Origin of the sequence: Selenomonas sputigena ATCC 35185 (genome assembly GCF_000208405.1) — a bacterium.
GTDB classification, from domain to species: domain Bacteria; phylum Bacillota; class Negativicutes; order Selenomonadales; family Selenomonadaceae; genus Selenomonas; species Selenomonas sputigena.
The window spans coordinates 2,161,836-2,180,144 of record NC_015437.1; the positions used below are offsets into that span (position 1 = coordinate 2,161,836).

At 56.3% G+C, this 18,309-nt stretch carries 12 protein-coding genes, 16 tRNA genes and 3 rRNA genes; 1 reads left to right on the forward strand and 30 read right to left on the reverse strand.

Annotation, left to right across the window (positions count from 1 at the left end):
• Nucleotides 1-92: 92 nt before the first annotated feature.
• The 30 genes from galU to SELSP_RS10045 all read right to left on the reverse strand — a co-directional run bounded on the left by galU (nucleotide 93) and on the right by SELSP_RS10045 (nucleotide 16,817).
• A complete protein-coding gene (galU, locus tag SELSP_RS09900) occupies nucleotides 93-1,001 on the reverse strand; it encodes a UTP--glucose-1-phosphate uridylyltransferase GalU (protein ID WP_006190560.1) in 909 nt (302 codons plus the stop codon).
• Nucleotides 1,001-2,353: a phosphohexomutase domain-containing protein gene (locus SELSP_RS09905; protein ID WP_006190557.1), complete on the reverse strand. Its 1,353-nt coding sequence runs from the start codon at nucleotides 2,351-2,353 to the stop codon at nucleotides 1,001-1,003. The genes galU and SELSP_RS09905 overlap by 1 nt, the downstream gene beginning before the upstream one ends.
• A gap of 362 nt (nucleotides 2,354-2,715) precedes the next feature.
• On the reverse strand, nucleotides 2,716-3,147 hold the full coding sequence (locus SELSP_RS09910; protein WP_006190554.1) for a rod-binding protein: 432 nt from the start codon (nucleotides 3,145-3,147) through the stop codon (nucleotides 2,716-2,718).
• A gap of 14 nt (nucleotides 3,148-3,161) precedes the next feature.
• A complete protein-coding gene (locus SELSP_RS09915) occupies nucleotides 3,162-4,274 on the reverse strand; it encodes a flagellar basal body P-ring protein FlgI (protein WP_006190551.1) in 1,113 nt (370 codons plus the stop codon).
• Nucleotides 4,275-4,328: 54 nt separating this feature from the next.
• Nucleotides 4,329-4,934: a flagellar basal body L-ring protein FlgH gene (locus tag SELSP_RS09920; RefSeq protein WP_006190547.1), complete on the reverse strand. Its 606-nt coding sequence runs from the start codon at nucleotides 4,932-4,934 to the stop codon at nucleotides 4,329-4,331.
• A 12-nt stretch (nucleotides 4,935-4,946) separates the two neighbouring features.
• The gene (flgA, locus tag SELSP_RS09925) at nucleotides 4,947-5,681 is read right to left on the reverse strand and encodes a flagellar basal body P-ring formation chaperone FlgA (RefSeq protein WP_006190546.1); all 735 of its coding nucleotides are present in this window, start codon (nucleotides 5,679-5,681) and stop codon (nucleotides 4,947-4,949) included.
• A 14-nt stretch (nucleotides 5,682-5,695) separates the two neighbouring features.
• Nucleotides 5,696-6,487 carry a flagellar basal-body rod protein FlgG gene (gene flgG / locus SELSP_RS09930; protein ID WP_006190540.1) on the reverse strand — a complete coding sequence of 264 codons (792 nt, stop codon included), beginning with the start codon at nucleotides 6,485-6,487 and terminating at the stop codon, nucleotides 5,696-5,698.
• Nucleotides 6,488-6,558: 71 nt separating this feature from the next.
• The gene (locus tag SELSP_RS09935) at nucleotides 6,559-7,353 is read right to left on the reverse strand and encodes a flagellar hook-basal body protein (protein ID WP_006190537.1); all 795 of its coding nucleotides are present in this window, start codon (nucleotides 7,351-7,353) and stop codon (nucleotides 6,559-6,561) included.
• A gap of 113 nt (nucleotides 7,354-7,466) precedes the next feature.
• Complete coding sequence (mreB, locus tag SELSP_RS09940) at nucleotides 7,467-8,483, reverse strand: rod shape-determining protein MreB (protein WP_006190536.1); 1,017 nt, start codon at nucleotides 8,481-8,483, stop codon at nucleotides 7,467-7,469.
• A gap of 91 nt (nucleotides 8,484-8,574) precedes the next feature.
• Entirely contained in the window at nucleotides 8,575-8,745 is a 171-nt protein-coding gene (locus tag SELSP_RS12290; protein WP_006190534.1) for a hypothetical protein, read from the reverse strand.
• A gap of 58 nt (nucleotides 8,746-8,803) precedes the next feature.
• Nucleotides 8,804-8,889 (reverse strand) — tRNA-Leu (locus SELSP_RS09950).
• Between the two features lie 27 nt (nucleotides 8,890-8,916).
• Nucleotides 8,917-9,002: transfer RNA gene (locus tag SELSP_RS09955), tRNA-Leu, on the reverse strand.
• 31 nt (nucleotides 9,003-9,033) lie between these two features.
• Nucleotides 9,034-9,122, reverse strand: a tRNA-Leu gene (locus SELSP_RS09960).
• A gap of 10 nt (nucleotides 9,123-9,132) precedes the next feature.
• Nucleotides 9,133-9,206, reverse strand: a tRNA-Gly gene (locus SELSP_RS09965).
• 12 nt (nucleotides 9,207-9,218) lie between these two features.
• A tRNA-Thr gene (locus SELSP_RS09970) sits at nucleotides 9,219-9,294 on the reverse strand.
• Between the two features lie 8 nt (nucleotides 9,295-9,302).
• Nucleotides 9,303-9,378 (reverse strand) — tRNA-Phe (locus SELSP_RS09975).
• 5 nt (nucleotides 9,379-9,383) lie between these two features.
• Nucleotides 9,384-9,460, reverse strand: a tRNA-Asp gene (locus tag SELSP_RS09980).
• Between the two features lie 4 nt (nucleotides 9,461-9,464).
• Nucleotides 9,465-9,540 (reverse strand) — tRNA-Val (locus SELSP_RS09985).
• A 61-nt stretch (nucleotides 9,541-9,601) separates the two neighbouring features.
• Nucleotides 9,602-9,677, reverse strand: a tRNA-Lys gene (locus tag SELSP_RS09990).
• Nucleotides 9,678-9,718: 41 nt separating this feature from the next.
• A tRNA-Lys gene (locus SELSP_RS09995) sits at nucleotides 9,719-9,794 on the reverse strand.
• Nucleotides 9,795-9,798: 4 nt separating this feature from the next.
• A tRNA-Gln gene (locus SELSP_RS10000) sits at nucleotides 9,799-9,874 on the reverse strand.
• 18 nt (nucleotides 9,875-9,892) lie between these two features.
• A tRNA-Asn gene (locus SELSP_RS10005) sits at nucleotides 9,893-9,968 on the reverse strand.
• 4 nt (nucleotides 9,969-9,972) lie between these two features.
• A 5S ribosomal RNA gene (gene rrf / locus SELSP_RS10010) occupies nucleotides 9,973-10,089 on the reverse strand.
• 174 nt (nucleotides 10,090-10,263) lie between these two features.
• Nucleotides 10,264-13,181, reverse strand: a 23S ribosomal RNA gene (locus SELSP_RS10015).
• Between the two features lie 413 nt (nucleotides 13,182-13,594).
• Nucleotides 13,595-15,149: ribosomal RNA gene (locus tag SELSP_RS10020) — 16S ribosomal RNA — on the reverse strand.
• Together the 16S, 23S and 5S rRNA genes with 12 tRNA genes alongside form the textbook arrangement of a ribosomal RNA operon.
• A 603-nt stretch (nucleotides 15,150-15,752) precedes the next feature.
• A tRNA-Arg gene (locus SELSP_RS10025) sits at nucleotides 15,753-15,830 on the reverse strand.
• Nucleotides 15,831-15,854: 24 nt separating this feature from the next.
• Nucleotides 15,855-15,931: transfer RNA gene (locus tag SELSP_RS10030), tRNA-Ile, on the reverse strand.
• 74 nt (nucleotides 15,932-16,005) lie between these two features.
• Nucleotides 16,006-16,080, reverse strand: a tRNA-Gly gene (locus SELSP_RS10035).
• A gap of 5 nt (nucleotides 16,081-16,085) precedes the next feature.
• Nucleotides 16,086-16,160, reverse strand: a tRNA-Gly gene (locus SELSP_RS10040).
• A gap of 105 nt (nucleotides 16,161-16,265) precedes the next feature.
• Complete coding sequence (locus SELSP_RS10045) at nucleotides 16,266-16,817, reverse strand: phosphoribosyltransferase family protein (RefSeq protein WP_006194070.1); 552 nt, start codon at nucleotides 16,815-16,817, stop codon at nucleotides 16,266-16,268.
• Nucleotides 16,818-17,004: 187 nt separating this feature from the next.
• Here SELSP_RS10045 and larA point away from each other — a divergent pair, with 187 nt between their 5' ends.
• Entirely contained in the window at nucleotides 17,005-18,276 is a 1,272-nt protein-coding gene (gene larA / locus SELSP_RS10050; protein WP_006194069.1) for a nickel-dependent lactate racemase, read from the forward strand.
• The last annotated feature ends 33 nt before the right edge of the window (nucleotides 18,277-18,309 follow it).

The window sequence follows — 18,309 nt, forward strand, 5'->3', positions numbered from 1 at the left end:
CATCAGTCATATTTGAGAAACGGAATCACATCAGAACTTAATACTTACAGTATAGCACACTGCCGGAAAAAGAACAATCTTAATTTAGGCAATTACTCCGCATCTTCTTCCATCTTTTGTCGGAGCAAAGGCCCGATCCGTTGCACGAGATACGCCATGAAGTCGTCGCGGATCTCGGGACGCTTCAGCGCCTGCTCCACCGTCGCCTCCAAGAAGCCTTCCTTGTCGCCGATGTCGTAGCGCCTTCCCTCAAAACGATAGGCGTAGACCTTTTCCTTGCGCGCAAGCTCACAGATGGCGTCCGTCAGCTGGATCTCCTCTCCCGCACCCGGTTTCGTATGCTCCAAGATGTCGAAAATGGCCGGTGTCAGCACATAGCGGCCGAGCACGGCGAGACGCGACGGTGCCTTTTCTGCCTCGGGTTTTTCCACGAGATCGACCGCCTGCCAAACATTCGGCTTCACCTTGTGCGTGGCGACAATACCGTAGCGCGAAACCTGGCTCTGCGGCACCTGCTGCACGCCGAGCACGCTGTCGCCGTAATCCTCATAGACGTCGATGAGCTGCGCGAGGCACGGCACCTTCGCGTCGACGAGATCGTCACCGAGGAGCACGGCGAAAGGCTCGTCGCCAACGAACTGGCGCGCGCAGAGCACGGCGTGGCCGAGTCCGCGCGCCTCCTTCTGGCGAATGAAGTGAATCTGGATGTCCGAGATCTCCTCGACCATCTTGAGCATGTCATACTTGCCGTGCTCCTTGAGCTGCATTTCAAGCTCCAACGAGCGGTCAAAGTGATCCTCGATCGAGCGCTTGTTGCGCCCCGTGATGATCAAGATTTCCTCAATGCCCGAGGCGATGGCCTCCTCGACGATGAACTGGATGGCCGGCGTATCGACGATGGGCAGCATCTCCTTCGGCTGCGCCTTCGTCGCCGGCAAGAAACGCGTGCCGAGTCCCGCTGCAGGAATGATCGCCTTGCGGATTTTCTGCTTTGCCATCATCACCCCCGAATGACAGCGAGGAGTTCCTCCGTCTTTTCCCTCATCAATTTTTCATCATGACGCGTCTCCACGTTGAGACGGATCACCGGCTCCGTGTTCGACATGCGCAGGTTGAAGCGCCAGTCCGCGAACTCGACGGAGAGTCCGTCCACCTTCGTGACCTTGCCCTTGCCGCCGTAGATTTCCTCGACCTTCTTCATCACGGCGTGCGCGTCGGCAACCTTGCTGTTGACCTCGCCCGAGATCGGATAGCGCGCCATGCGCTCCGCCATAAGTTCGGACAGGGGCTTTCCTGCCGCGCTCATCAGTTCGAGCACCAAGAGCCACGGAATCATGCCGCTGTCGCAGTAAGAGAAGTCGCGGAAGTAGTGATGTGCGCTCATCTCGCCGCCGTAGACCGCATTGACCTCGCGCATCTTGTCCTTGATAAACGCGTGGCCGCTCTTGCACATCACAGCCTCGCCGCCAAGCTCGTCGCAGATCTCGATCGTGTTCCAGACGAGACGCGGATCGTAGATGATCTTCGCGCCCTTGTTCTTCTTGAGGAACGCCTGCGCGAGGAAGCCGACCATGTAGTATCCCTCGATGAAGCCGCCCTTCTCGTCAAAGAGGAAGCAGCGGTCGAAGTCGCCGTCCCACGCGATGCCGACAGCAGCGCCCGATTCGCGCACGACCTTCGCCGTCGCCTCGCGGTTCTCCGGCAGAATCGGATTCGGCACGCCGTTCGGGAAATTGCCGTCCGGCTCGTTGAACACCTTGACCATCTCAAAGGGCAGATGCTTTTCGAGCGCATTGATGATTGGCCCTGCCGCACCGTTGCCCGTATTGACGACAATTTTGAAGGGCTTCAGTGCCTTGACATCGACGTATGTCAGGATGTGCTTGACGTACTCATCGAGCACATAGACCTCTTCGATCTTCCCTTTCGGGCGATCGAGCGGCTTGAAGTCGCCCTCCATCACGGCCTTCTCAATGTCCTTGAGCCCCGTATCACTCGAAATCGGGCGCGATTCCTTGCGCACGAACTTCATGCCGTTATACTCTTTCGGATTGTGGCTCGCCGTAATCATGATGCCGCCGTCCAGCCCGTAGTGCGCCGTCGTGAAATAAATCATCTCCGTGCCGCACTGCCCGATGTCCATGACGTCGGCGCCCGCCTCTGTCAGCCCCTTCGCAAGAGCGTCGCGAATCGAAGGCCCGGAAAGACGGATGTCGTGCCCGATTGCGACCTTCTTCGCGTGGAAGAGATCGACGAAAACGCGCCCGATGCGATAGGCAAGCTCCTCATTGACCTCCTCTGGATAAATCCCACGGATGTCATACGCGCCGAAACCCTTGTTGCTGATTTTCATAACTGCCACCTCTTCTTGCTGATACGTTGCCTTATGACTTCATGGTTTTCTGAATTACTGAATATTATATTCTTTCGGGAAAAGGAGTCGATTTCCCTGCTTGGCAAACGGAAAAATTTAAGAAATTTATATATCGCAATAAGCTACACGCCCTTACAGAAGCCTAGCCAATCGCTCTGCGCCTTTGGCTTGACCTCTTGGGGCTTCATAGTAAACTACACGCACAAACGTCCACTTCGTGGACATTGTGCGCCGCCCTTACAGAAGCCTAGCCAATCGCTCTGCGCCTTCGGCTTGACCTCTTGGGACTTCATAGTAAAAAAGGCATGGCCGCGCTGACCATGCCTTTTGCTTCTGTTTCCCTATGCATCCACCTTGATCGAATGCGCCTCGCGCTGCAGCTGCTCGTAGAGCGTCTTGGCGAGACCGATGCCGCCTGCTTCCGACATCTTTTCCACCATGGCTGTATCGCGCATGGATTCTAAGATGTCATCCGTATTGTCGTGTCCGAAGAGCGTATCCTTCGGCACAGTCTGGCGCATCTGACGATACATGATATCGAGGAACATCGTCTCAAAGCCCTTGCAGGCATCCATGAGTTTCTTGTTCGCCGCTGCTTCCTCGGCAGAAGTCTGCGCTTTCTGCCCCTTTTCGGGAGAGAGCGACTTCCGCGCCTCCTTCAGTTTATCTGAAAACTGCACGCTGTCAGCGCGCTCCTTCGCCTGTTCCAAAGAGCTGTTCGCCGCCCCCTGTCCATGGAGAGCATCCGCATGTAAAGCGTCAAAAATCTGCATACCGTCTCACCTCGTCAAATGATTTCCAGCTCTGCATGGAGCGCACCTGAGGCCTTCATCGCCTGCAGGATGGAAATGATATTCTGCGCCGTCGCGCCGACCGAGTTCAATGCGCCGACGACATCGCCGACGTTCGCCGTCGCGGGCAGCACGATGGAACTTGCCTTCTGCTCCTTCGCCTCCACGTTCGTATCGTCCGCCACGACCGTCGTGCCAGGACTGAATGGAGGGGGTTGGTTGACCGTGAGATCCTTCGTGATGCTGATGGAAATGCCGCCCTGCGTGATGGCGATCTCATCGACGGCGATGTTGCCGCCCATGACGATCGTGCCCGTGCGCTCGTTGACGACAACCTTGGCAACATTGTCCGGCATGACGGGAAGATCCTCAAGACTCGCAACGAAAGTGACGATATTGCCGCGATAGTAGGCGGGCACAGAGATGTCGATGCGCCCGGGATTCGCCGCTCGCGCGATACTGCCGTACTGTGAGTTGATTGCCTGCGCGATGCGCGCCGCCGTCGTAAAGTCCGCCTTGTTCAACGAAAGTGACATCGTACCATTCGCGCCGATGTCATCGTCCTCGACACTGCGCTCCACGATAGCGCCGCCCGGCGTCGTGCCGACAGTCGGGAAGTTCTTCTGCTGTGAGCCGCCGCCCGAGCCTGCGGAAAACCCGCCCGTAGCCACAGGGCCTTGCCCGACGGCGTAGACCGTGCCGTTCGCCGCACGAAGCGGCGTCTGCAGCAGCGTACCGCCCGCGAGGCTCTTCGCATCGCCCATCGAAGACACGGTGATGTCGATGTTGTCGCCTTCGCGCACGAAGGGCGGCAGCGTCGCCGTGACCATAACGGCCGCGACGTTCTTCGTCTTCAAGTCCGCCTTGTTGATTGTCACGCCGTACTCGCGCAGCATATTCGCCACGGACTGCAAGGTTTCGAGTGTCTTATTTGAGTCACCCGTGCCGTTGAGACCGACGACGAGGCCGTAACCCATGAGCTGGTTCGAGCGCACGCCCTGCACTTTCGCGATATCCTTGATGCGCGTCATTGCCGACTCTGCAAAAACCGTCGCGCTCATCATGACGACGAGGAAAAGCGCGGCAACGCACGCAAAAATCTTCTTCATAGAATTGCCTCCCCAAAGTCAAGGAACTCGAACGCCATCAAAAAGGCAATTCGACTAGAACAGAATGTTGAGTATCTGCGTGAGGATTCCTTGGCGCTGCTTCGCGTTCAAGGGTCCCTTGCCGTCGAAGCGCACGGTAGCGTCCGCCACCTTCGTCGACGGCACTGTATTTTCATACGTCACATCATCGCGCCGCACGATGCCGCGCAATGTAATCTTGTGTTCGTCCTTGTTCTGCCAAATGGACTGCGTGCCCTCGACGACCATGTTGCCGTTTGGCTGCACCTCAACGACCGTCACCGCAATATTGCCCGAGAAATTGCTCGAATCCTTGGCAGATCCGTCCGCCTTCCACGAATCGGATCCGCCTGCCGAAGCCGCAGTCAAAAAATCAAAGATGCCCGCGCCCGCATTGAGCTTCGTCGAAGCTGACTTTCCGTTCTTGCGAGATTTCGTCTGTGTCGTCGTCGTCTTTTCGCTGATCACGATCGTCAGAGTATCGCCCACATTATGCGCTTTGCGGTCGGCAAAGACGCCGTAGGACGTACCCTCCGTAGCATCCGCCCACAGGGACTGCGCAAAGACCGTAGGAGCGAAGAAGAGCGCTCCGCCGAAAACACCGGCGAGCACGAAAGACTGCCATTTCCTGCTATTTCTCATAATGTCCCCTTCTCAAGACCCAATCTCGACCGTAGAGGCATCCAATACCCGTGCGAGCATCACCTTGCGGGAAGCCGCATTACGCACGCGGATCTTCTGCCCCACGCGACCTCGTGTGAGCGCGACTCCTGAAACACGCACCTCTATGCCGTTGTAACGCGAAACGATCGTCACCGCCGCGCCCGATTCCATCACGACTGGCTGGCGCAGGAGATCCTCGGAGAGCACCGCCCCTTCCTGAACCATGCGCGAGACGACATGCCCGAGCACTTCGCCCTTGTCCTTCAAGCAGCGTCCACGCACGCGCGTCACCTCACGCTCCTCGAAACGCATATCCGCTTCCGACAATGCCTGCTCGGGAAAGAGATTGCGCGACGCGACGAGAACCGTATCGTAAACGCGAACGGTATAATAGGAAAGCGCCCGACGATATGGCCTGCCATCCAAGAGCACCGAAACGTAGATCGGTGTGCGGCGGTCGTACAGAAGCCCCAGTGGAGCTTCCACTGAGAACGAAACCTCGCCCGCCGGCAGTTTCATGTCCCGAGGCGGTTTTACGAGAGCCACCTCGTAGCGACGCGTCTCGCCCTTGTCCTTAAGGAGCGCGGCCATCTTCTCGTCCGTCATATGCTCGAACTCAGCGGCGCTGACGGTTTGAGAAAAGCGCGCCGCTTCCACCGTCCCCGCCGAAGCGAGGAAAAGGGCGACGAACACCAAGAAGAGTGCTGTCGCCGCCTTAGCCTTCACGTTTTATCCCTTCATCAGCGCTTGAGGGAGTTCGCAATCTCAAGCATAGAATCCGACGTCGTAATCGCCTTGGAATTCGATTCGTACGCGCGCTGCGCCACGATCATATTGACCATCTCTTCGACGATCTGGATGTTCGACATCTCGACGACGCCCTGTGTCAGCGTGCCCGCTCCCTCTTCTCCAGGGTTGGAGTCAATCGCGTTGCCCGAAGCGTCCGTCTCCTTGAACAAATTCTTGCCGATTGCAAAGAGGCCTGCAGGATTCACGAAGCGCGACAGCGTGATCTGTCCAACAGCTGTCACGTTGCCGCCTGCCGGCGTGCACGAGACCTGACCATCGCCCGCGATGACGATGCTATCGCTCGGTGCATTGGCATCGAGCGTGATACCGTCCGCCAAAGGATAACCGTCCGTCGTCACGAGGCGGCGGTTCTGGTCGAGCTTGAAAGAGCCGTCACGCGTGTAAGCGATCGTGCCGTCCGGCATCTCAATGCGGAAGAAGCCCTCGCCCTGGATGGCGACATCGGTCGGATTGCCCGAAGACTGCAGGTTTCCCTGCGTGAAGATGCGCTGCGTCGCCGCCGTGCGCGTGCCGAGGCCGATGGCCAACCCCGTCGGATACTGCGAATCGGCGCCGCTCTGTGCACCTGCAGCGCGCAAGTTCTGGTAAACGAGATCTTGAAATTCCGCGCGCACCTTCTTAGAACCGAAGGTATTGACATTCGCAATATTGTGCGCAACGACGTCCATATTGTCCTGCTGCGCCTTCATGCCCGAAGCTGCGGACCAAAGTGCTCTCATCATAATGCAAAATCTCCCATCTGCGTTAAATCCGAAAAATTAACAAATCCCTATCCCTAGAATCCCTCACATCATCAGCTCGTCCGACCGACCTCATTGACCGTCTTGTCCGTCATCGAATCCTGCGTCACAAGCGCACGCGAACCCGCTTCATAGATGCGATAGTTATTGATCAGGCTGACCATCTCGCTCGCAATGTTAACATTGGAATTTTCGAGCATGCCCTGCTGAATGTCCCCCGTCGCCGCCTGCGGCTCAGCCCCCTGCTGCGGCCGATAAAGGTTATCGCCCTGTTTGAGGACGGCACGGCGATCGTCGAACTGCACAAACTGCAAGGTGTCGATGCGTCTTTGTCCGTCCATGATCTCACCTTTGGCACCGATCGTGATGTTTGCACTGTCGGGCAGCATGATCGGACGGTTCTGCGCATTCAGGACAGCCTGTCCGCGTGCCGTCACAAGCGCACCGTTTGCCTGCCGGTAGAAACTGCCGTCACGCGTGTAGCGCACGCCCTGGGGCGTCTGGATAGCAAAATATCCCTCGCCTGAAACAGCGAGGTCAAGCATGTTGCCTGTCGTCTTCATACTGCCCTGCACGTGATCGGTAGCAATCTCCGCCGTATAGGCGCCAAGCCCGAGATTACCGACGCGCGGCGGCCCCTGCTCTAAGCGGAAACCGCGAAAGGACGTGACCGCATCGTCCTGGTTGTCATTGATGCGCTTCAGCAGCATAGGTGCAAACTCCTGATTGATCGCCTCGTCCCTCTTGTAACCAGACGAAGCTGCATTCGCGAGGTTGTTGGCAATCACATCCGTGCGATTCGTCTCGGTAATCATGCCGGACGCCGCAACGTACAAGCCACGCAGCATGGAAAGGCCTCCTTGTCATCATCCGCAGCATAGCAGATGTATACTTACAAATTGCAAAATTCCTTATACTTTTTATCGGCATTTTTCCTCAAATCATAAGAGGGCAAAAAGCTTTATTTTGACAGGAACTTCACACGTTCCGCCGACATGCCGATGTACTCAAGCGCCTTGCCCGTGCCGAAGGCAACGCACGACATCGGATCCTCTGCCAGAGCAGCAGCGATGCCCGTCTCGCGGCGCAGAAGCTCATCGAGTCCGTAGAGCAGTGCGCCGCCGCCCGTCATGACAATGCCGCGATCCATGATGTCCGCTGCAAGTTCCGGCGGCGTTTCCTCAAGCACCTTCTTCACGCACTGTACGATGCCCGTCACAGGAGTCTCAAGCGCTTCCGCCGCATTCTTCGACGTCACCGTGATCGTCTTTGGCAATCCCGACAGAAGGTCACGGCCGCGCACCTCCATCGAAGCGTCGCGCGCGCCGAAAAAGGCCGCGCCGACATTGACCTTGATATCCTCCGCCGTGCGCTCGCCGATCAGCATGTTGTACTCGCGCTTAACATAAGCGATGATCGCCTCGTCAAACGTATCGCCCGCGATGCGCAGGCTCGCGCTGTTCACGATGCCGCCAAGGCTGATGACGGCGACATCCGTCGTGCCGCCGCCAATGTCGACGACCATCGAGCCGTTCGGCTCCTCGATGTTGAGTCCCGCGCCCAAGGCCGCCGCCAACGGCTCTTCGATGAGCTGTGAGTAGCGCGCACCGGCCTGCTCCGCCGCCTCCTGCACAGCGCGCTGCTCGACCGTCGTGACGCCCGACGGGATACAGATCATGATGCGCGGACGAAATACGAAGCTCTTGCCCGTGACCTTCTCAATGAAGAAGCGGATCATGCGCTCCGTCATATCATAATCGGCGATGACGCCCGAACGCAGCGGACGGATCGCCGCGATGTTGCCGGGCGTGCGCCCAATCATGCGGCGTGCCTCCTCGCCGATTGCCAGGACGCGTCCCGAATCGCGATCCATCGCCACGACCGAAGGCTCACGCAGGACGACGCCCTTGCCCTTGACGAAAACAAGCACATTCGCCGTCCCCAAATCAATCCCGATATCCATTGACATGCCAAACATATCTCAAACCCCTTCCAAGGGTACATCACTTCAGACATCCAAACTTACATCAGCATTATCATATAATATTTTCTCGCCTGTGACAAGAGCTTCAAGGCGTGCCTTCGTCCATGGAAGCTTCATATTCTTCCAAATCAGTGAAAAGCGTCGATAGCGCCCGTTTCGCCACAAAGACAGGACAATCTGGCGAGCAGATTTCACACTTGCCGCAGCACGCCTCCACCGCCTCGATCGCCGTCTTGACCTTCTCCGACTGCAGCATGATCGTTTCTCCTTTCTGCAACAAAAAAGCTCAGCAATCGCTGAGCCTTGAATTCAAGTGGTGCGGTTGATGGGACTTGAACCCATACGTCTTGTGAACACTACCCCCTCAAGATAGCGCGTCTGCCAGTTCCGCCACAACCGCATGTTGAGATATGAAATTTAGATGATATGGTGCGGTCGAGAGGACTTGAACCTCCACGATGTTGCCATCACTAGCGCCTGAAGCTAGCGCGTCTGCCATTCCGCCACGACCGCATGTTGAATTTTTGGCGATATGGAAATCAGATGGTGCCGAGGACCGGAATCGAACCGGTATGGTTGTCACCAACCGGGGGATTTTAAGTCCCCTGCGTCTGCCAGTTTCGCCACCCCGGCATGCAAAAAATGGAGCGGGTGATGGGAATCGAACCCACGTGATCAGCTTGGAAGGCTGGAGCTCTACCATTGAGCTACACCCGCATCTAAGCTAAGTGGAGCTGGCGAGAAGAATCGAACTCCCAACCTGCTGATTACAAGTCAGCTGCTCTGCCTATTGAGCTACACCAGCAAAAGAAGTGGTGCCTCAGGACGGAATCGAACCGCCGACACGGGGATTTTCAGTCCCCTGCTCTGCCAACTGAGCTACCGAGGCATAAATGGCGACCCGAAGGGGACTTGAACCCCTGACCTCCGCCGTGACAGGGCGGCATTCTAACCAACTAAACTACCGGGCCACATTGGTGGGCGATAACAGGATCGAACTGCTGACATCCTGCTTGTAAGGCAGGCGCTCTCCCAGCTGAGCTAATCGCCCGCTACAAGCCTTATCCCCAGGAAGGGAAAATATGAAACACCCGAAGGTGAAATCAACAAGATGGTGACCCACCGGGGACTCGAACCCCGAACCTGCTGATTAAGAGTCAGATGCTCTACCAATTGAGCTAGTGAGTCATGATGTGAGATGGTCAAGCCAGTCACTAGATAAGCCACCGTGGTGGCTCACCCGGGGGTCGAACCCGGGACAACCTGATTAAAAGTCAGGTGCTCTACCAACTGAGCTAGTGAACCATACTGGCTGGGGTAGCTGGACTCGAACCAACGATGCGGGAGTCAAAGTCCCGTGCCTTAACCGACTTGGCTATACCCCAATTACCCCAGGGGTAAAATGGCTCCTCGAGCAGGGATCGAACCTGCGACAACCTGATTAACAGTCAGGCGCTCTACCGACTGAGCTATCGAGGAATAAAACCAGCAGCTTTCTATCCTCCCAGGTCGTCTCCAACCAAGTACTTTCGACGTATGAGTGCTTAACGACTGTGTTCGGGATGGGAACAGGTGGAACCACTCAGCTATCGCCACTGGATTTCTAGCGGTCAACGTCAGCCAATCATGCGACGCGCTTCGCGCTTGCATTCTTGGGACGTTTTCGCATGCGACCTGTTACCCAATCGGCTTCGCCTCTTGGACAGGTCAGCAGAAGGTTTGCATAGCATACCTTCAAAACTATACAGAAGACTCAATGGAACATTTTAGGTAATAAGTCAAGCCCTCGGCGTATTAGTACGGGTCGGCTGCACGCCTTGCGGCGCTTCCACTCCCCGCCTATCAACCTCATCGTCTTTGAGGCGCCTTACCGGATTACTCCGTGAGAAACTTCATCTTAGGGCTGGTTTCACGCTTAGATGCTTTCAGCGTTTATCCTTTCCGGACGCAGCTACCCAGCTGCACGGCTGGCGCCATGACTGGTACACCGTTGGTCCGTCCACTCCGGTCCTCTCGTACTAGGAGCAGCCCCCTTCAGGTTTCTTCCGCCCGCGATGGATATGGACCGAACTGTCTCACGACGTTCTGAACCCAGCTCACGTACCACTTTAATGGGCGAACAGCCCAACCCTTGGGACCTGCTTCAGCCCCAGGATGTGATGAGCCGACATCGAGGTGCCAAACCTCCCCGTCGATATGGACTCTTGGGAGAGATTAGCCTGTTATCCCCAGGGTAGCTTTTATCCGTTGAGCGATGGCAATTCCACTCTCATTCCACCGGATCACTAAGCCCTACTTTCGTACCTGCTCGACTTGTCGGTCTCGCAGTCAAGCTCCCTTCTGCCTTTATGCTCTTCGCGCGATTTCTGTCCGCGCTGAGGGAACCTTTGGACGCCTCCGTTGCTCTTTCGGAGGCGACCGCCCCAGTCAAACTGCCCACCTGGCACTGTCCCGAGTGTCGTAACTACTCCGGTTAGATGACCAGCGAATGAAGGGTGGTATCCCAACAGCGGCTCCGGGCGTCCTTGCGGCCGCCTTTCTTAGCCTCCCACCTATCCTGTACATCATTCGCCGGGCATCAATGCCAAGCTGCAGTAAAGCTCCATGGGGTCTTTCTGTCCAGTCGCGGGTAACCTGCATCTTCACAGGTATTTCAATTTCACCGGGCCCCTCGTCGAGACAGTGCCCAAATCGTTACGCCTTTCGTGCGGGTCGGAACTTACCCGACAAGGAATTTCGCTACCTTAGGACCGTTATAGTTACGGCCGCCGTTTACTGGGGCTTCAGCTCAAGGCTTCGGATTGCTCCTGACCTCTCCCCTTAACCTTCCAGCACCGGGCAGGCGTCAGCACCTATACGTCAGATTTCTCTTTTGCAGGCACCTGTGTTTGTGGTAAACAGTCGCTTGGGCTTCTCTTCTGTCGCCGGCCCCAGCTCCAACCGCATGGGTCTTCACCAGTTCCGGCCATCCTTTTCCCGAAGTTACGGATGCAATTTGCAGAGTTCCTTAACGAGGGTTTTCCCGCGCACCTTAGGATCCTCTCCCTGCCTGCCTGTGTCGGTTTCGGTACGGGCGCAGTTCGTCTCGCTAGAAGCTTTTCTCGGCAGTGTGGTCCGCTTGGCTTCGGCTCACCCATAGGTTTGCCTCCCTGTCACGTCTCGGCTTTTACAAGGGGGATTTGCCTCCCTTGCAGCCTACCGGCTTCGACACGCTCTTCCATTCGCGCGCCCAAGCTCCCTCCTGCGTCACTCCATCACTCAAACGACTCCCTGCGGTACTGGAATGTTTGCCAGTTGTCCATCGCCTATGCTTGCTGCCTCGGCTTAGGTCCCGACTGACCCTGGGACGACGAGCGTTGCCCAGGAAACCTCAGGCTTTCGGTGGGCCAGATTCTTGCTGGCCTTTTCGCTACTCATACCGGCATTCTCACTGCCATGCGCTCCACCGCTCCTTCCGGTACGGCTTCGCCGCGCATGGTACGCTCCCCTACCCCGCATACTTTCGTATGCAGCCGCAGCTTCGGTTCTGTACTTGAGCCCCGGATATTTTCGGCGCAGGGACTCTCGACCAGTGAGCTATTACGCACTCTTTAAATGGTGGCTGCTTCTGAGCCAACATCCTGGTTGTTTTCGAATTCCTACATCCTTTTCCACTTAGTACAGCATTGGGGACCTTAGCTGGCGGTCTGGGCTGTTTCCCTCTTGCGTACGGGTCTTATCACTCGCACGCTGACTCCCGAGCTTGACATGCAGCCATTCGCAGTTTGACTGGGGTCGGTAGGCTTTACGCCCCCTTGCCCGATCAGTGCTCTACCGTCTGCATGCATCACTCGAGGCTAGCCCTAAAGCTATTTCGGGGAGAACCAGCTATCTCCACGTTCGATTGGCATTTCACCCCTATGCACAGCTCATCCCAAAGTTTTTCAACACTCACGGGTTCGGCCCTCCGCTCAATTTTACCTGAGTTTCAGCCTGGCCATGCATAGATCACTGTGGTTTCGGGTCTACCCCGTCGAACTCTTCGCCCTTTTAAGACTCGCTTTCGCTTCGGCTCCGCGTTTTCCGCTTAACCTCGCTCGACAGGATAACTCGCCGGTTCATTCTTCAATAGGCACGCCGTCGCGCATATAAAGCGCTTCGACTGCTTGTGGACATACGGTTTCAGGTTCTATTTCACTCCGCTCCCGCGGTTCTTTTCGCCTTTCCCTCACGGTACTTTCCTCTATCGGTCGTCAGGTAGTATTTTGCCTTGGATGGTGGTCCACCCGGCTTCCCACAGGGTTCCTCGTGTCCCGTGGTACTCTGGATTCCAGCCCGTTCTTCAGCCTTTCGTGTACGAGGGTCTCACTCTCTTCGCCCGGCCTTCCCATGCCGTTCCACTAGACTGCTTTCCCTTTGTGCTGGTCCTCAACCCCGAAAGCCCGAAAGCTTTCGGTTTGGGCTCTTCCCGCTTCGCTCGCCGCTACTGGGGGAATCTCGTTTGATTACTTTTCCTCCGGCTACTTAGATGTTTCAGTTCACCGGGTTTGTCTCCCTTTCGGGTAGTGCGACATGACTCGCACTGGGTTGCCCCATTCGGATATCCGTGGATCGAGGCCTATTTGCGGCTCCCCACGGCTTTTCGCAGCTTATCGCGTCCTTCTTCGACTCCTGACGCCAAGGCATCCACCGTATGCCTTTCGTAGCTTGACTTTTCCACGATGTTCATCGTGTGTTTCGCCTCAAGGCATCATTTCTGATGTTCTTGGTTTGGTTTGTGATCCTAAAATGTTCGGAAAATCTTTGCCGTGATTTCTCACAGCGTTCGATGATTTTCTTTCATTTTGTCTTCTGTGTAGTTTTCAAGGTACGCCTGACCTTGCCGCTGTTATAATCCAGCGAGAAGGTCAAGTTTGAGAGATTTGTGTTCCCTCAAAACTAGACAATGCAGAAAACCTGATGCCTCGACTTAAGATCAAGCTATCTTTCAACGACTCGCGCGGTCAACGTCTGCCAATCACGCTTCGCCTTTCGGCTCGCGTTCTTGGGACGTTTTCGCGTACGAGCTGTTTCCGAATCAGCTGCACCCTTACGGGCTTGCTTCTTCGACAGCTCAGTAACCTTAGAAAGGAGGTGATCCAGCCGCACCTTCCGATACGGCTACCTTGTTACGACTTCACCCCAGTCATCGCCCCCGCCTTAGACGGCTGCCTCCTTGCGGTTGGCCCACCGGCTTTGGGCGTGAATGACTTCCGTGGTGTGACGGGCGGTGTGTACAAGGCCCGGGAACGTATTCACCGCAGTATGCTGACCTGCGATTACTAGCGATTCCGACTTCATGCAGGCGGGTTGCAGCCTGCAATCCGAACTGGGGGATGGTTTGTGGGGTCCGCTCCGGCTCGCGCCTTCGCTTCCCTCTGTCCATCCCATTGTAGTACGTGTGTAGCCCAGGACATAAGGGGCATGATGACTTGACGTCATCCCCGCCTTCCTCCGCGTTCTCCGCGGCAGTCTCCTTTGAGTTCCCGCCATTACGCGCTGGCAACAAAGGACAGGGGTTGCGCTCGTTGCGGGACTTAACCCAACATCTCACGACACGAGCTGACGACAGCCATGCACCACCTGTTTTCGTGTCCCCGAAGGGAGGAAGCTATCTCTAGCTCTTTCACTCAATGTCAAGCCCTGGTAAGGTTCTTCGCGTTGCGTCGAATTAAACCACATACTCCACCGCTTGTGCGGGCCCCCGTCAATTCCTTTGAGTTTCAGTCTTGCGACCGTACTCCCCAGGCGGAATGCTTATTGCGTTAACTCCGGCACAGGAGGGGTCGATACCTCCTACACCTAGCATTCATCGTTTACGGCCAGGACTACCGGGGTATCTAATCCCGTTCGCTCCCCTGGCTTTCGAGCCTCAGCGTCAGTTACAGTCCAGAAAGCCGCCTTCGCCACTGGTGTTCCTCCCAATATCTACGCATTTCACCGCTACACTGGGAATTCCGCTTTCCTCTCCTGCACTCAAGGCATACAGTTTCCATCCCCTCACGGGGTTGAGCCCCGCACTTTTAAGATGGACTTATATGTCCGCCTGCGCTCCCTTTACGCCCAATAATTCCGGACAACGCTCGCCACCTACGTATTACCGCGGCTGCTGGCACGTAGTTAGCCGTGGCTTCCTCGCTCGGTACCGTCACCCAAACTCAATATTCTCAAGCTCGGTTTTCGTCCCGTGCAACAGAGCTTTACGATCCGAAGACCTTCTTCACTCACGCGGCGTTGCTCCATCAGGCTTTCGCCCATTGTGGAAGATTCCCCACTGCTGCCTCCCGTAGGAGTCTGGGCCGTGTCTCAGTCCCAATGTGGCCGTTCATCCTCTCAGACCGGCTACTGATCGTCGCTTTGGTGGGCCGTTACCCCGCCAACTGGCTAATCAGACGCAGGCCCATCGACAGGCGATAGCATATTCAGAGGCCATCTTTTATCCGGAGATGATGCCATCTCCGGACTCCATTCGGTATTAGCATTCCTTTCGGAATGTTGTCCCCATCCTGTCGGCAGGTTGCCTACGTGTTACTCACCCGTTTGCCACTCTCACCTTTACCGAAATAAAGGTTCCCGTTCGACTTGCATGTGTTAAGCACGCCGCCAGCGTTCGTCCTGAGCCAGGATCAAACTCTCCGAAAAAACTTGGTCTTTTTGCGCTATGCTTCGTTGCAGTTTCGCGTCGCGTCCTCAGCGCACATGAGTGCGCTTCCGGGGCGTCGCTTCGCTGCGCCTCGCCTAGCACAAAAATCCCTGCGTTTTTTCTCCAACCCCAACCGTAGGACAGTCGTGGTGGAGAAAACTGCTTGCAGTTTGCAGAGAGCCGAATTGGCTCTTTTTATCTTTGGATACGATTCTTTCGAATCGCATAAAGAAATTGTCGATTGCTTTTACAAATGTAGTTCACAATCGATGTTTCATCAAGATTTCTCTTGATGGACATCTGGCTTGAATCATATAGATGATTCATTTCTGCATTGTTTAGTTTTCAAGGAACACCGCCGAATCGCTTCGGCCGTTCGCCGTTTCTTGCAAATCGGCTTTGTTATTGTATCGCATGGAGTTTTTCTTGTCAAGCAGTTTTTTCAACGTTCGTTCGCCAGAACGATATCACAATCAAAAACTCTTGCACCCATTTGACCCCTTGCGCGCCGCCTCACGGCGACTTGTACAATGATACAGGATTCTCTCCTGCTTGTCAACACTTTTTTGACTTTCTTTTCGGAAAATCTTTTGTGTTGAAAATGGTGTCCTGGGAGGGACTCGAACCCCCGACCCTTTGATTCGTAGTCAAATACTCTGATCCAACTGAGCTACCAGGACATGTCATTCCCCCTGCATGAAGCATGGTGGGCCCACCAGGACTCGAACCTGGGACCGACCGGTTATGAGCCGGATGCTCTAACCAACTGAGCTATAGGCCCGGAGAAGCCACCCCTCAATTTAGGGAAAGAAATTCTCGCAACCTGCAAAAGCGTTGCGAGATCTCAAAAGCAAATGGAGCGGAAAACGAGGCTCGAACTCGCGACCCCCACCTTGGCAAGGTGGTGCTCTACCACTGAGCTACTTCCGCATATATGGAGCGGAAAACGAGGCTCGAACTCGCGACCCCCACCTTGGCAAGGTGGTGCTCTACCACTGAGCTACTTCCGCTTGATTTGCCCGCCGCACACGCACGTGCTGACTGACAGAGTATATTCTAGCGGTTCTCGCCTCGTTTGTCAACACCTTTTCTGATGTTTTTCGCAACTCTCCCGCTCATTTCGCATCGAAAAGCGGCAGCGCTTCCAAGAAGATCAAATCCTTCCTCTCTGCCGCCTTGCCCTCCGCCAGCACGCACGCTTCGCCGACGATCTTGCCGCCCGCCTTGTCCGCAAGCTCCGTCAGCGCCTTCATCGAGCCGCCCGTCGACACCACGTCGTCAAGAAGCAGCACATTCTTCCCTGCAATGCGCGCCTTGTCCGCGCCGTCGAGGCAGAGCTTCTGCACGCCCTTCGTCGTAATGGAACGATCCTCGACCCAAATGGCGTCCTCCATGTACGCCTTGACCGACTTGCGCGCGACGACGTAGCGCTTCATGTCGAGACAGCGCGCGAGCTCCGCCGCGAGCGGTATGCCCTTTGTCTCTGCCGTCAGGAGGACTTCCGTCTCCTTCGGCACCTTCTCAGCCAAAGCCCTTGCACAAGCATCCGTAAGCTCGACGTCGCCGAGCATGATGAATCCCGCGATCGCCAGCTCATCCGTCACGTTCAAGATCGGCAGTTCCCTGCGGATGCCCGCTACTTCCAAAGTATGAAATCTCTGTGCCATCGTTCAAAAGCCCTCCATCCTTCTCGTATCCCAGCGCAGGGAGCGCACATATCCCGCACTCTTCTGCATCGCCTTCATTATAATGGAATTTTCTCGCAAGCGCAATTCCTTTCATTGCCCAAGCGATTCCCTCTATGATATAATAAGACCTGCTAAGACATAAACAATACAAAAGGAGCGTGGAATAATGCAGTTGAAAATTCCTTACAGCAAGGGCAAGATGACGATCGATGTGCCGGACGAGAACTTCCTCGGCGTGCTCGAATCCCACCCGGAGGGCAAGGAGCAGCCCGGCACGCAGGCGGAAATCGTCGAGCGTGCACTCGATAACGCGATCGGCAGTCCGAAGCTCGAAGAACTCGTCAAGGGCAAGAAGCGTATGGTCATCATCACAAGCGACCACACGCGCCCCGTGCCGAGCCGCGTGACGATGCCGATCCTCCTGCGCCGCATCCGCGAGGCGAATCCCGAGATCGACATCTCAATCCTCATCGCGACGGGCTTCCACCGTGCGACGACGCATGAAGAACTCGTCGACCGCTTCGGCGAGGATATCGTCAAGAACGAAAAGATCATCATCCACGATTCGCAGGACGACGCGGCGATGGCGGATCTCGGCCTCCTGCCGTCGGGCGGCAAGCTGCTCATCAACCGTGCAGCCATCGACACCGATCTGCTCATCGCCGAAGGTTTCATCGAGTCGCACTTCTTCGCAGGCTTCTCGGGCGGCCGCAAGGCGATCCTGCCCGGCATCGCTTCCGCCAAGACGGTCATGGCAAACCACTGCAGCAAGTTCATCAAGAGTGACAAGGCGCGCACGGGCATCCTCGACGGCAACCCCATCCACCGCGACATGCTCCACGCGGCGAAAGAAGCGAAGCTCGCCTTCATTCTGAACGTCGTCATCAATGCGGAAAAAGAAGTCATCGCCGCCTTTGCCGGCGATAGCCAGGAAGCGCACGTCACGGGCTGCGACTACGTGCGCACACTCGCCGAGATTCCTCGCAACCCGTCCGACATCGTCGTATCGACGAACGGCGGCTACCCGCTCGACCAGAACATCTATCAGGCGGTCAAGGGCATGACGGCGGCCGAGGCGAACTGCAACGAGGGCGGCGTCATCATCATGGTCGCGGCCTGCAACGACGGTCACGGCGGCGAGTCCTTCTACAAGACCTTGAAGGCCGCAAAGACGCCGCGCGAACTGCTCGACCAGATCGAAGCGACGCCGCAGGAAGACACGCTGCCCGACCAGTGGGAGATGCAGATCCTCGCGCGAATCCTCGACTGCTTCACCGTCATCATGGTCACGGACCTCTGCGATCCGCAGATGATTCGCGACATGCACATGGAGCACGCACTGACCTTCGACGAGGCATTGAAGCGCGCCTTCGAGATCAAAGGCAAGGACGCAAAAGTCACCGTCATCCCCGATGGCGTTTCCGTCATCGTGCGCTGAAAAGACGCTTGGCAACACAAAAGGGGCTGTGAA